The organism is Polyangium sp. 6x1, from assembly GCF_029946515.1.
Lineage (GTDB): Bacteria > Myxococcota_A > Polyangia > Polyangiales > Polyangiaceae > Polyangium.
Window position 1 is genome coordinate 1 of record NZ_JARZHH010000036.1, and the last position, 13,425, is coordinate 13,425.

Below are 13,425 nucleotides of genomic sequence, written 5' to 3' on the forward strand. Positions count from 1 at the left end.
GCGCGGCCATCGGCGGCACCGGCGGCGCGGCCAGCGCGGGCGGCTTCGTGGCGGCCGGCGGCACGGGCGGCGGCGCGAACGCAGGCAAGGCCGGCGGCGGCGGCGGAACCTTGAGCTCCATCACCGTATCCGCGAGCTCCAGCCGCTTGGCCCCGACCTTCCCTGCTGCCGCGGGATCGAGCACCTCCGGCAACGTCGGCGGCACGTCCTTGGGCGCCGGGATTCCAAAACCGGCTGGCGAAGCGTCACCTTTCCCCGCGCCGGGCGTGAAAGGCGGAGGCGGGGGCGCGACCTTCCCCGCGCCGGGCGTGAGCTTGGACGGCCCGGGGACGACCCTCTCGACACCACTCGGGACCTTCAACGTCGACGTGACGACCTTCTCCGGTCCGGTCATCACCTTGGCCGGCGCGGCCATCACCTTGCCCGCGCCGGGCGTGACCTGGGGTGGAGGAGGCGTCACCCTGTCTTTTCGCGCCGTGACCTGATCAGGTTCGGTGATCGCGAGCGCGGCCTTCTCCCTCTCCGCGGCTCCGATCCCCATCGCCGCGAGGCTGATGCCCGAGCGCGACGTCGCGTCGTCGAAGAGCTGGTCGAACAGCTCCTCGTCCGGCACCGACTCCTTCCACTCGCCCTCCGGCACCACGGCTCCGAGCGGCGCCGCGATCGTCGGCTTCGACGGCCCCCGCGCCGTGCGCGCCTGCGCCTGCGCCTGCCGCACCGTGGGCGCCTCCGGCTGCACGTCGGCCTCGGCCTCGACCACCGCGAGCGGCAGCCTCGGCGGCCCTGGCACGCGCTCGGCCAGCGCACGGAGAAGCGGGTACACCGAGGCCGGGGCCGCGTCGCTCGCCTCCGTGGGCCTCTCGGACAAACGCCCCGGTGGCCTCGAAGGCGGCGGCACCGAGAGCCTCTGCTTGCTCGACGGCGGCGGCTTCGCGGGCCGCACCGATTCGAGCGGCACGCGCTTGCGCGGCCCGCCCTCGCCTTCGGCGGCCTTCGACCGTGGCCCCTTCAGCGGCGCGACCTTCTCTTCGAGGTCCTTCTGCCCCTCCTCGATCCCCGGCGCCTTGTTCAGGACGCGCTCGAGCTCCTGACACGACACCTTGCGTTTGTCCGCGGACGGCTCGAGCGCCCCGTCGATCGCGCTCGTCAGCTCCTTCGGCAGATCCGGCCGCAGCGTGGCGAGCGGCTTCGGCCTCGTGCCCACCTCGGGCGGCTTCGTCGCCGCGTAGAGCGACCAGAGCAGCACCGCGAGCCCGTACACGTCGGCCTTCGGCGTCACGCGCTCGCCGCGCGCCTGCTCCGGCGCCATGAACCCCGGCGCGCCCTTGATCACGAACGCCACCGTGTCCGGGCTCCGCCCGAGGATCTTCCCGAGGCCGAACCCCGTCAGCCGCACGTGCCCGTCCCAGCCGATCAGCACGTTCTCGGGGTGCATCGTCCGATGAATCACGGGCGTCGGCGTCCCCTCCTCGTCCTTCGCGGCGTGCGCGTGCGCGAGCGCGCCGGCGAGCGCGCGGCCGAGGAACGCGATCGTCCTGTCGTCGAGCTTCGACTTCTGCCGCCCGAGCACCTCCTGCACACGGTCGAGCGTCACGCCCTCCACGTGCTCGAGCACCAGCACGAGGTGCTTGTCGTGCTCGAAGAAGTCGAACATCCGCTGGATCGACGGATGGTTCAGGACCGCGCAGATCGCCGCCTCGCGCACGAGCTCCTCGGCGAAGTGCGCGTCCCCCTCGATCGTGTTCCGGACGAGCTTCAGCGTGCAGAGACGCGAGAAGCCCATCGGGCCTTCCATGCGTCCGACGTACACGTCCGCCGAGCCCACTCCGGACAACCTTCGGAGCACTTTGTACGCCCCGATACGCTCGGGAACGGGCTCACTCGGGAACATTGGCGCGATCATACCGGAGGCGAGTCGTCTTCCCCAAATCGCAGGCACGCTGTCGGCGGATCCTGTTCGCCGGCGCAGCCTCCGAACGTTGAGGGTGGAAAAATAGAACGAAGCCAGCACACCCCGGGGCCACGAGCGCTTCGCCAAAAGTGTGCTGAACTACATCACTACGATGCGCCTCCACCCGGTGCGCCCCACGACGCGGCTTTCCAAGCGTGCGCGGTTCACGCGCGTGCTCGACAGCCTGGGAGTCCTGGATCGGCTGCTGTCGCTGCGGGCGAGGCTCGCGACGCGATCGCTGATGGTGCTCACGTACCATCGGATCGCCGACGCGTCGGTCGTGGGAGAGCTCGACGCGGACGTGCGCGAGACCGACGCGCACGGGTTCGCCGAGCAGATCAAGGTGGTCAAGCAACACGGCTCGTTCGTGTCGCTGCCCGACGTGCGGCGCTTCCTGCAAGGCGGGCCGCTCCCCCCGAACGCCGTGATGCTGGCCTTCGACGACGGCTACCGCGATTGCCACGACGTCGCCCTGCCCATTCTGAAAAGAGCCGGCGCGATCGCGACGTTCTTCGTCCCCACGGCCTACCCCGACGCGGGCCGGATCTTCTGGTGGGATCGCATCGCGCTCTTGCTCCAGCGCTGCCAGAAGCGCGCGCTCGCGCTCTCGTACCCGTACCCGATCCTGCTCGACCTCGGGCGTGATCCCGTCGGCGCCAAGCGCCTCTTGCTCGGCCTCGTCAAGCGCACGCCGGGCCTCGACCTCGCGCGCTTCTTCGACGAGCTCTCGCGCGCCGCCGACGTCACGCTCGACCCCGCGGAGGAGCGAGCGATCGCGGCGCGCACCATCATGGGGTTCCGCGACGTCCGCGCGCTCGCGGACGCCGGGATGAGCGTCGCATCGCATTCGCACGAGCATCGCGTGATCGCGACGATGACGCCCGCGGAGGCGCTCTCCGATCTCGATCGATCGCGCCGCGTGCTCTCCGACGTGCTCGAACAGGACGTGCGCACCGTCGCGTATCCCGTGGGCCACCAGGTCCAGGGGGCGTTCTTGCGCATCGCGCGCGACGCTGGCTTCGACCTCGGCTTCACGAATGCGACGGGCTATTGCATGCGCGACCGAGCGGACCCGCTCAACGTGCCTCGCATCGCGATGGGCCCGGAGCTCGAAGGCGCGATGTTCAAAGCGCTGCTCATCGCGAGGCCTTGAGACCATGCAGCCCGGACGTCCTCTCCCGAGCGACTCCGATCTGCTCATCGCCGGGGCCCGGTGTTTGCCCCTCCCGCTCGTGGGCTTCCGCCCGGGAAGGTCAGGTGGCTCGTGTCACGCAAACGTCGTCGTCGCACCCTCGGGGCTGCTCTGCTTTCGCTCGCCACGGCCGGAGCCGCCTTTGCGGCCTCGGGTTGCGGCGCGGCACCGAAGGGAAATCCGGCCCGCTCGGCCAACCCGAACATCGTGAGAGTCGCGGGAACCACGGAAGACCCGGCCGTCGTGGAAGCAGCGGACGAGCGCGCCGCGCAGCGCGTCTGGTGCGAGTACCTCGAAGCGCTCTACCACCGCGCCACGGGGGACAACGAGCGCTGGCCGAGCCGGGACGAGTGCATTCAGGCGAAGACGATGGCGTCGCCGGAGATGCTGCGACGCACGGCGAGCTGCTCGCGCGCCGCGCTCGAAAAGTTCGACGGCGATCCGTTCACGAGCACCTACGCGGCCGAGGTGAGCCGCTGCGGCTCGTCCGCGCTCGACGCGGTCGAGGTGAAGGGCGAGGAGATCACGCCGTACGTCACCGCGATCTGCGGACGCATGGCCCGCTGCGGCGAGGCCACGTACGACGAGTGCAGGGGCGAGCTCGGCAATGGCCTCGCGCCGCACCTCGTACGAGCGGTCGGCGCGATGAACCGTCGCGGCCGCATGGCGTTCGAGGTTTGCCTGAAAAACCTCTCGTGCGGCGACGTCGGATCGCAGGTCGTGAGCTGCCTCGAACCCATCATGGAGGGCCTGCTCTGGCTGCCTGGGTGACGCGCACCTGGGTTATGCTGTGCGCGTATGGGTAAAAACGTCATCGTGTCGGAGGAGACGCTCCGGGATCTCCTGGAGGCGCACGCATCTCTTTCGGCCTGGTATTACGAGCTCTCGGCCGCGCTCGCGACGGCCGGGGCCTCGGCGCGGTCGCCCGACGACGCCTCCCGCGCGGCGTTCGTCGAGGGGATCGGCAAGATGTTCCCCGAGGTCGCGCAGGTCGCCGCCTCGATCCGCGTGCCCCGCACCTTCGTCCCGCCTCCGCCCCGCATCTCGATCCCCGCGCCGATCACGGACGATCGAAAGCGCTGACGCTCAGGCCTCCGCGCCCACGATTCGCAGGACGAACCACGCGAGCCCGAGCGCGGCGATACCGAGGCTCAGGATCTTCACGCCACGTATCGTAAGCCATTTGCGCTTCTGCGCCGTGACGAGCAACGGCAAGACGACCGCGAGCACCGCGAGCTGCCCGGCCTCGACGCCGAGGTTGAACGCGAAGAGCGCGCTCGGGATCTGCGGCCGCGGCAGCGCGATCTCCCCGAGCGCGCCCGCGAACCCGAAGCCGTGCACGAGGCCGAAGGGAAACGTGATGCGCCAGCGCTTCTCGGCGTCCTTCACGAGCTGATTCTCGACCCCGACGTACGCGACCGAGAGCGCGATGATCGGCTCGACGATCCGCCCGCTCGGCGCCCAGATCCCGAGCACCGCGAGCCCGAGCGTGATCGAATGCGCCACCGTGAACGCCGTCACGACGAGGAGGAGCGCGCGCAGGCGGCCGCCGACGAGCACGAGGCCGAAGAGGAAAACGAGGTGGTCGTAGCCGAACAGGATGTGCTCGATGCCCATCCGGAAGAAGCCGAAGAAGCCTTCGTTTTCGTGGCTCGCCTTCGGCGCGGCGGGGGCCTTCGCGCCGCCCGGCAGGCCCGCGATTCCGATCTCGCGGTTCGCGCCGAAGAGCACGTGCTCGGTGGGCCCAGCACCCGCGTCGGCGCGCGCGACGTGACGGTGGCCGTACGGGAGATCGTCGAGCACGTCGAGACGCACGCGCACCGCGCGGGGAGACGCGGGGCAGCGGTAGACGACGCGCAGGGAAAAACCGTCCTCTTCCACGAGGAACGCGTCGTCGAGCGTTCCCGGACAAACCCCCTCGCCGGCGCGCACGGAGACGCGCTCGACCACCGCGCGGCCGAGCGCCTCGCGGGCGTGCTGGATCTCCGTCGGTGAAATCGCGCCGTCGCCGTCCTCGTCCATGTTCCGGACGAGCGAGAGCACCTCGCGCCGCGCGAAGACGATCTCGGCGGTGAGCGTCGCGCCGTCGATCTTGTATTCGCCCCGGGACAAACCCACCTGATGGGCCCATGCGACCCGCGGCAGGAGCACGCAGAGCGCGCCGAGCAGCGTGATCAGCGCAGCGAAGAGGGCGCGGGGCCGCACGCGCTAGCCTCCCTCGCCGAGGAGCTTTTTGGCCTCGGCCACGGCGGCCGCGTCGAAGTGCGCGTTCATCGCGAGCGCCTCGCGCACGAGCTTCTCGCCTTCTTTTTTCTCGCCCTGCGCGATGCGGATCGCGCCCGCGTGGAAGAGCAGCGCGGGCTCGCGCGTCCCGTGCGCGCGCGCCACGTCGCTCTCCTTGCGCGCGGCGGCGAAATCGCCTTTTCGATAGAGCGCCCACGCGAGGACGTCGGTCGTGTGGATGCCCTTGCGGACCTTCATCTCCTCGCGGACGAGCGCGAGCGCCTCGTCGTGGTCCTTGTCCTTCGACGCGAGGAACGCCGCGAGCGTGCGCTTGTCGCTCGCGCGGCCGATCTCTCGCACGCGCTTGTACGCCTCCTCCGCGCCCTTCTCGTCACCCGCGGCCGCGCGCGCGTCGCCGAGCAGCCACGCCGTCTCGCAGAGCGGGCTCTTCGCAAACGCGCGCGCGGCGAGCTCGGCGGCGCGCTTCGCGTCGCCCTTCGCGAGCGCCACGCGCGCCTTGCCCACGAGCGCCGGCGGATACTCCGCGACGGCGCTGAGCGCGCGATCGAAGCCCTTGTCCGCGCCGTCGACGTCGCCCTCGTGCCAGAAGACCTTCGCCGCCTCCACGAGCACCCACGCGAACGGCTCGGGATCACGCGGGTCGCTCGCGTCCATCGCCGCGCGGTAGTTCTTCTTCGCCGCCGCGGGATCCCCTTGCAGCCAGCGCAAAAGCCCCGCGCGCCCGTACGCCGGCAGGCTCGGCTTCAAGTCCATGAGCCGCTGCGCGCTCGCAAGCGCCTCTTCGAAGTCGCCGAGCTCGAGCGCCGCGTCGGCCTTCGTTCCGAGCGCGAGCAGATCGTCCGGATCGTCGGCGAGGATCTGAGCGGCAAGATCCTTCGCCTCCACGAACGCGTGGCTGTCGAGCAGCACCGCCGCGCGCAGGTTCCGCGCCGGCCGGTTCTTCGGCTCGCGGCTGAGCACGAGATCCGCGACCGCCCCCGCGTTCAGGTAGTAGCCCGGATCCGACGCATACCGCGCCTTCCGGATCCACGCGCGCCCGAGCAGGATCCACGGATCGATCGGATCGGGCGTCTTCTCGATGCGCTGCACGAGGACCTCGATCTCCTTGTCGACGGCGCTCGATCCGTTCGGTTTTTGCAGGGCGAGCGCGCGCGTCGTCCGCGTCGCGTCGTCCTGCGCGGAGGCCGATGGGGCTGCCGCGGCCGATGGGCTCTCCGCGGGCGTCGCGACTTGCTCGGCCTTGTTGCAGGCGGGGATCACGAGGACGAGCAGGGCTGCGAGGCAGAGCCGGCTCGGGGTTCGGGAGATACGCTCGCTCGGGGGCACGATGGCTTCACGCGCTACGCGCGACGGGCCTCTCCGGCCCGACGAAAACGTATCAAAAAAAAGCCTTGCTGGGCGGCGACCGTCTCTGCGATGCGATGACTACGCATGAGGCCCGCTTTCCTTCTGCTCTTCGTTTTCGGGGTGTTCGGAGGCTGCACGTGCGGAAAGGACGCGGGGCTCGGGGCCGCGCCTTCGGCGAGCGCACAAGCCTCCGCGGCGCCGAGCGCGAGCGCGCCCGCGGCGAACACGTCGTCGACCGACGACGAGGTGCGCCCCGTCTATCCGAAGACCAACGACCCGCCCGATCCGCTCGCCGAGAAGCTCTGCGAGGCGCTGCACGGGCTGCCCACGAAGCGCAAGGCGACGTGCTGCGGACACGCGCCCGGGTTCTCGCTCGCCGCCGAGTGCACGCGCACGTTGAGCTACGCGCTGCGGGAAACGTCCGTCACCGTGGACCCGGCCGCGGCCGACGCATGCATCAGCGCGATCGAGAAAGCGCACGACGGATGCGCGTGGGTCGGGCCGACGGGCGCGCCGCTGCCCGCCGCGTGTGACGGCCTCGTGCGCGGCGTGGTCGCCGCGGACAAACCGTGCCGTTCATCGCTCGAATGCGGCGACGGGCTCCGATGCCTCGGCGTGGGTCCGACGGACATGGGCACGTGTCGCAAGCCGCTCCCCAAGGGGTATCCATGCGGCATCTCGGTCGACACGCTCGCGTCACTCACGCGGCAAGACTCGTTCGAGGCGCGGCACCCCGAGTGCGGCGGCTACTGCGCGCAGCGCCGCTGCAGCGATCTCACGGCCGAGGGCGGCGCGTGCAAGACCGAGATCGAGTGCGGCGCGGGCAAGATCTGCGACGAGGGCAAATGCGGCGCGGGCGCGCTCCCCGGCGAGGGACAAACCTGCAAGGTTGCCTGCGCCGCCGGGCTCCGCTGCGACAAAGGAAAATGCGTCGGGCCGAAGGAAGAGGGCGCGGCGTGCGAGCGCGACTTCGAATGCCGCGGCGGCTGCATGCACCGCGGCGCGAGCAAGGCCGGCACCTGCGGGATGAAGTGCCGCATGTTGTGACGAACCGGCGGGCTAGCTCAACGCCACTGGAGCAGATCCGCGTCCATCTGCGGCGGCGGCGCCGCGGGCTTCGGCGGCGGCGCGGGCTGCCCCGTGTAAGGATCTTTCCCGTCGAGCGGGCGCAGCAGCGAAAGCTGCACCTTCCCCCCGCGCACCGTCACCTTCACCTGGCCCGAATCGAGCAGCGCTTGCACCTTCCGCACCGCGACCGCTCGCTCCTCGGCCGTGCCTTGCTCCGCCGCGCGGCGCGCTGCCCCAATGTCAGGCTCGGCCGGCAGCTCGGTCTCGTGGATCCGCGACACCATGCCCTCGACGCGGGTGAGCCGCGCGGCCATCTCGGCGATCCGCTGGTCGCGCTCGTCGTCCCGGTCCCTGCGCGCGTCGCGGCCATAGCTCGCTTGCGCCAGGGCCATCACCATGGCCATCTGCTGGGTGAATGCGGCCTGCCGCTCCTCCAGCACGCGGATCTGCGCTTCCCGCGCGGCCGACTCCCGCCGCACGGCGTCGATCTCGGCGAGCGCCCTGTCCTCTCGCCCCGGATCGACGCACCCGGCCCCGAAAGCGCCGAGGCACGTGATCACGAAGCACCTTGTCACCCAGCGACTGGCCATGCCGACCTCCACGAGCCTCCATCGTATCCCGACCTTCCCGCGGGCGAAACGCCCGTCGCTCCCGGCCGCTGAGGTCCTCCGATGAGCGGGAGCATGTCGGGCGGGCATTTCCTGGGTTTTTACGTCGCCGTGCTCGGGCTCGTGGCGCTCGTCCTCGCCCTCTCGCGCCCGCAGATCGCCGCACGCCTCGGTCGCCGAAGGCCCGCGATCGCCGCGGCCGCGACGCTCCTGCTCGCCGCGCTCGCCTTCTTCGGCAGCGGCAGCCGCCGGATCACCCTCCGCACCGCCGTCGGACCGAGCGACGGCCTGCCTGCGCGCCTCACGCAAGCGCACATCGACGCGGCGCTCGCGAAGGGCACGTCGCCTGCGTTCGTCGCGTATGTCGCCGCGCTCTGCAACCTCCCGCCGCTCGACCACCCCGATCGGCTCCGCTCGCGTTTGTCCATGCGGCACGTCTCGGGCTTCGACCTCCCGGGCGAGGGCATTCGTGTCTCGCCTCCGCCGAAGGTCGGCGACCCCTGGATCGTCGTCTCGTACGACGACGCCGAGAATGCCGTGCTCGCGGCCTTCGACGGCGGCGAGGGCATGCGTCGCATGCAGCTCGCGCAGCGCCTCGCGATGGACGTCTTGTCCGAGCTCGTCGTGATCGAGGCCGTCCGCGCGGCGCCCACGGACGCCGAGAAAATCGAAATTCTTCGCGGACAAACCATCACAGTCCCCCGCGCGGCCGAATTTCTGGCGCGCGCGCTCGACGAGATCGCGGCGAATGCGTCCCCCGCGCTGAAGGACGTGATCGCGCCGAAGCGCGCGTACGTGCAAAAATACCTCGACGACCCCACGATGCGAGGTTTGCCCGCGGGCGCGCGCCTCACGCCCCCCGCGCCCTGATCCTCCCCCGAAAAAGCGGAAAGCCCCGCCGGAGCGGGGCCTTCCATGGCAACCGTGACCATCGAAGAGCGGCGATCACTCGCCCTTGCCGCGCGTCGCCCCCTCCCAGGGCGGCGCGAGGTACGGGAACGAGTTCTTGAACGTCGCGTCGTTCGTGTCCACGCCGTCGGCGATCGGCGCGGCGAGCTTGCAGAGCAGCAGGCTCAGCTCGGTATCGGTCACGTCCTCTTCCTTGTTCGTGCCCTTGTTGACCTTGCGGCCGTTCGGGAACCCGGAGGGAATGCCGAGGTCGACGCGCAGCACGTCGCCGATCGCCGTGATGTTGTGCCCGAGGCCGCCGTTCAGGCTGATGATGTCGATGATGTCCGTGCGGTTCGACTTCAGCGCGGCGACGCCGCCGGCGCCCACGCAACCCGCGAGCGGGCCGGCGTAGAAGCCCGCGAATTCGGCGTCGCGCACGATCACCGGATTCAGGATGTACGCGCCGAAGTTCGCGACGTCGTCCTTCGGGTGCGTCCGGTTGAACTTGTCCTTGTCCTGAATGCCGATCACCGCCTCGTTGATCAGCGGCAGGCCGAGGCGCGAGACCTGGACCCACGGGCCGAAGCTATCCGCCGACTCTTTCCTGCGCAGAATGCGGGTCTTGCGGCGGCTCGCCGACGCCCAGACGCCGATCGTCTGGTTGTCGTTCGCCGCGCCGGAGACGACGGCCGTGCCGCCGTTCGCCACCTGGAGCGGGATTTCCAGGGCGATCGTGTGCACGTTGTAACCCGACACGTTGTCGTACGGCGTGCCACCGAGCACCGTCTCGAGGCCCGCGAGATCGAAGACCGCGCCGAGATCCACGCTGAAGCCGTCGTCGCGCGGCCCGGCGAAGACGCGGCCCTCGCCGCCGCCGAGCGCAGTCACGCGCGACGTCGCGGCCTCGTCCACGAAGAACTGCTCGTACGTCTTGCCCATCGGGACCTGATAGGCGATCGTGTTCGTCCGTGGGCCGACGTTCGGCGGGGCGACCTTCGCGTTTTGCACGAGGACCGTCGGGTTCTTCCCATTGACGAGCTTCGTCACCGAATACGTCTGTTCCGAGCCGGAGAGCTGGGAGAAGAACTCCTTGCCGCCGCCGACGGGCGCCTGCAGGTCCCCCGGATCCACGGCGGGATACGCCGACGACGAGAAGCGGATCTGATAGGTCAGCGCGTCGTCGAGGCTGCCCGGGCCGCGCGCGATGTGGACCTCGTAGAGCACGTCGTCCGAGAACTTGTGCCAGTTCGGGCCGGCGGCGGGCTCCTCGAGGGGGATGTAGTTCGCCAGGATCACGAGGTTCCCGCCCTCGACCCAGGCATAAAGATCGGTGTTGTCGGCGCGGGGGTCCTCGCCGATGCCGGGCGCCTCGCCGTGGCTCGAAGCCATCGCCGTGCCCGCCGTCCCGAGAATCGTGAGTGCCGCGAGGGCAGCGCTCGTCCAGGTCATTCGCTTCATCATGATGAGACAAACTCCTTCTTTTTACCCTCTGGCGCTCACGGGAACGTCACGCGGAACACGGTCCCACCATTGGCCGTGCTATCGACGAACGCGAACGTATTGCCGCCCTTCTTGGCGCGATGCAGGCCCGCGGATTCGGTGAACGTGCTGATGCCCTGCGAGAGCAGCGTCGGCGTGTTCGTCCCGAGATCCACGGAGATCACGACGTCGGTGCGCGAGCTCGCGTCGAGCCCGGAGACGAGCAGGGTCTTGTCGCCATCCATGAGCGCGACGCCGCAGGGATACCCCACGGGAATGCCCGAGAGGATCGTCGTCGCCGTGCCATTCGCCGCGATTTCGATGATGCTGCCGAGCCCGTCGCCTTGCACGGTATCGCAGACGTAGACCGCGCCTTCGACGGCCATGGCCACGCCGCTCGGATCCTGGAACGGAGCGCCCTTGGCGACGGTGGAGACGCTTCCACTGCCATCCGCGGCGAGCTTGAAAACGCCGGGCACGCCCTGCGGGTCGTTGCCGGAGAAATAAATGACGTCCTTGCCGCCCTCGTCGCGGACCTCGATGCCGCGCGGCCGATAGGCGTCCGCCGCCGCGATCTCGGAAACCGCGCCGCCGTCATTGGCGATCGTGAAGATGCGACCCCGATCCGCCGTGGGATCTTCGGCGCCCACGTCGGCGATGAAGAGCTTGCCGCCGTCGGTGCTCGTCGCGATGCCGAGCGGCGCCACGAGCGGAGCGCCCGTGAAGAGCTGCGTCGGCGCCGCGGAGTTGTCGCCCTTCGCCTTGAAAATGGCCGGATCGCCATTCACGTCGAGCGCCGTGAAATACACGTCGGCGCCGGCCGGATCCGGGGTCGCGTCGAACGGGCGCCGGGCCGCCGCATTGTTCGAAGCCGTCGCGACGGTGAATTCGCCCGCCCCGCCGCTGCCGCCGGTGCCACCCATGCCGCCGGTGCCACCCATGCCACCGGCGCCTCCCGTGCCCCCCGTCCCGCTGCTGCTGCTGGACGAGCTCGATGACGTCGTCGTGTTTCCGGCCGGTTCGTCACTACAACCCTGAGCGGCGATGGCGACGAAAAGCAAGCCCGTCACGGCGATGGGGCGCAGGAGGCTGTGATGCCTCGTTTCCCTCATGCTTCCTCCTTCAATGGGCCTCCCCACCCAGCCGCCGCGCTTGCAACCCGTGCCACGTTGGAATGAGCGAGTGACACGAACCGCGACGAGGGGATGCGTGGATCGACCAGCGAACCCCTTTATCGGGGTGCGCGGGCTACGCCCGACGCGTGGCCACGGTTGCGCGGATCCTCTGCGTCATTCGCGAAATGGCGTGTTCGCGCGTAGTTGCGCGCGTGAAGCCGCGGACATCGACCACGAACGAGCCTCGATCTAGACTGCGCGCGCCATGTTCGACGTCGCAAAGTCCATCTACACCCAGACCCTCAGCGAGATCCGCGCTGCCGGCCTCTACAAGGACGAGCGCGTCATCACGACGCCCCAGGGCGCGAACATCCGCACGAGCGGCGGCCCCGCGGGCGCCGCGCCGCGCGAGGTCCTGAACTTCTGCGCCAACAACTACCTCGGCCTCTCCTCGCACCCCGCGGTGATCGAAGCGGCCAAGCACGCGATCGACACGCACGGCTTCGGCCTCTCCAGCGTCCGCTTCATCTGCGGCACGCAGGACCTGCACAAGCAGCTCGAAGGCACGATCAGCCGCTTCTTCGGCACCGACGACACGATCCTCTACTCGTCGTGCTTCGACGCGAACGGCGGCCTCTTCGAGACGCTGCTCGGCGAGGAGGACGCGATCATCTCCGACGCGCTGAACCACGCCTCGATCATCGACGGCATCCGTCTCTGCAAGGCCGAGCGCCACCGCTACGCGAACGGCGACATGGCCGCGCTCGAGGAGGCGCTGCGCAAGACGCAGGACAAGCGCATCCGCATGATCGCGACCGACGGCGTCTTCTCGATGGACGGCTACCTCGCGAAGCTCGACGTCATCTGCGACCTCGCGGACAAGTACCGCGCGATGGTGATGGTCGACGACTCGCACGCGACGGGCTTCATCGGCGCGACGGGCCGCGGCACGCCCGAGGAGTGCGGCGTCCTGCACCGGATCGACGTCATGACGTCCACGCTCGGCAAGGCCCTCGGCGGCGCGAGCGGCGGCTTCACCACGGGCCGGCGCGAGATCATCGACCTGCTCCGCCAGCGCTCGCGCCCGTACCTGTTCTCGAACACGGTCGCGCCGCCGATCGCGGGCGCGTCGATCGAGGTCTTCTCGCTGCTCGAGCGCGAGCCCGCGCTGCGCGAGCGGCTCATGTCGAACGCGCGCCGCTTCCGCGAGGGCATGACGGCGGCGGGCTTCACCATCAAGCCGGGCATCCACCCGATCGTGCCGATCATGCTGGGCGACGCGCGCCTCGCCGCGGACCTGGCCGCCGCGATGCTCGACGAGAGCATCTACGTGATCGGCTTCTCGTACCCGGTGGTTCCGAAGGGCGAGGCCCGCATCCGCGTGCAGCTCAGCGCCGCGCACACGCCCGAGCACGTGGAACACGCGATCGACGCGTTCACGCGCGTCGGCAAGAAGCTCGGCGTCGTGGCCTGACCTCCCCACACCCCCTGCCCCCTCTCCCCGCTGGGGAGAGGGGGTGAATGGCCGGA

At 70.0% G+C, this 13,425-nt stretch carries 12 protein-coding genes; 6 read left to right on the top strand and 6 right to left on the bottom strand.

The window, feature by feature from the left end:
- Nucleotides 1-1,783 (bottom strand): serine/threonine protein kinase (locus tag QHF85_RS29140; protein ID WP_281330623.1); only part of this gene is annotated, 1,783 nt, incomplete at its 3' end.
- 280 nt (nt 1,784-2,063) lie between these two features.
- On the opposite strand from QHF85_RS29140, the gene QHF85_RS29145 reads away from it, so the two are divergent.
- The 3 genes from QHF85_RS29145 to QHF85_RS29155 all read left to right on the top strand — a co-directional run bounded on the left by QHF85_RS29145 (nt 2,064) and on the right by QHF85_RS29155 (nt 4,226).
- Complete coding sequence (locus QHF85_RS29145; RefSeq protein WP_281330624.1) at nt 2,064-3,104, top strand: polysaccharide deacetylase family protein; 1,041 nt, start codon at nt 2,064-2,066, stop codon at nt 3,102-3,104.
- Between the two features lie 246 nt (nt 3,105-3,350).
- Nucleotides 3,351-3,914, top strand: coding sequence for a hypothetical protein (locus QHF85_RS29150; protein WP_281330625.1), 564 nt, complete (start codon nt 3,351-3,353; stop codon nt 3,912-3,914).
- Nucleotides 3,915-3,941: 27 nt separating this feature from the next.
- Nucleotides 3,942-4,226, top strand: coding sequence for a hypothetical protein (locus tag QHF85_RS29155; RefSeq protein WP_281330626.1), 285 nt, complete (start codon nt 3,942-3,944; stop codon nt 4,224-4,226).
- A gap of 3 nt (nt 4,227-4,229) precedes the next feature.
- Here QHF85_RS29155 and QHF85_RS29160 read toward each other — a convergent pair whose 3' ends face one another.
- Together QHF85_RS29160 and QHF85_RS29165 are read right to left on the bottom strand one after the other, a co-directional pair.
- Nucleotides 4,230-5,348 carry a HupE/UreJ family protein gene (locus QHF85_RS29160; protein WP_281330627.1) on the bottom strand — a complete coding sequence of 373 codons (1,119 nt, stop codon included), beginning with the start codon at nt 5,346-5,348 and terminating at the stop codon, nt 4,230-4,232.
- Nucleotides 5,349-5,351: 3 nt separating this feature from the next.
- On the bottom strand, nt 5,352-6,713 hold the full coding sequence (locus QHF85_RS29165) for a tetratricopeptide repeat protein (RefSeq protein ID WP_281330628.1): 1,362 nt from the start codon (nt 6,711-6,713) through the stop codon (nt 5,352-5,354).
- A gap of 105 nt (nt 6,714-6,818) precedes the next feature.
- On the opposite strand from QHF85_RS29165, the gene QHF85_RS29170 reads away from it, so the two are divergent.
- On the top strand, nt 6,819-7,781 hold the full coding sequence (locus tag QHF85_RS29170) for a hypothetical protein (protein ID WP_281330629.1): 963 nt from the start codon (nt 6,819-6,821) through the stop codon (nt 7,779-7,781).
- Nucleotides 7,782-7,798: 17 nt separating this feature from the next.
- Here the strand turns inward: QHF85_RS29170 and QHF85_RS29175 are convergent, their stop codons facing one another.
- On the bottom strand, nt 7,799-8,362 hold the full coding sequence (locus QHF85_RS29175) for a hypothetical protein (protein ID WP_281330630.1): 564 nt from the start codon (nt 8,360-8,362) through the stop codon (nt 7,799-7,801).
- Between the two features lie 111 nt (nt 8,363-8,473).
- On the opposite strand from QHF85_RS29175, the gene QHF85_RS29180 reads away from it, so the two are divergent.
- A complete protein-coding gene (locus QHF85_RS29180; protein WP_281330631.1) occupies nt 8,474-9,280 on the top strand; it encodes a hypothetical protein in 807 nt (268 codons plus the stop codon).
- Nucleotides 9,281-9,355: 75 nt separating this feature from the next.
- On the opposite strand, the gene QHF85_RS29185 is transcribed toward QHF85_RS29180, so the two are convergent.
- Together QHF85_RS29185 and QHF85_RS29190 are read right to left on the bottom strand one after the other, a co-directional pair.
- Nucleotides 9,356-10,762, bottom strand: a complete 1,407-nt coding sequence (locus QHF85_RS29185) for a DUF4331 domain-containing protein (protein WP_281330632.1) — start codon at nt 10,760-10,762, stop codon at nt 9,356-9,358.
- A 35-nt stretch (nt 10,763-10,797) separates the two neighbouring features.
- The gene (locus tag QHF85_RS29190) at nt 10,798-11,892 is read right to left on the bottom strand and encodes a hypothetical protein (RefSeq protein WP_281330633.1); all 1,095 of its coding nucleotides are present in this window, start codon (nt 11,890-11,892) and stop codon (nt 10,798-10,800) included.
- A gap of 268 nt (nt 11,893-12,160) precedes the next feature.
- Here QHF85_RS29190 and kbl point away from each other — a divergent pair, with 268 nt between their 5' ends.
- The gene (kbl, locus tag QHF85_RS29195; protein WP_281330634.1) at nt 12,161-13,369 is read left to right on the top strand and encodes a glycine C-acetyltransferase; all 1,209 of its coding nucleotides are present in this window, start codon (nt 12,161-12,163) and stop codon (nt 13,367-13,369) included.
- Nucleotides 13,370-13,425: the final 56 nt, after the last annotated feature.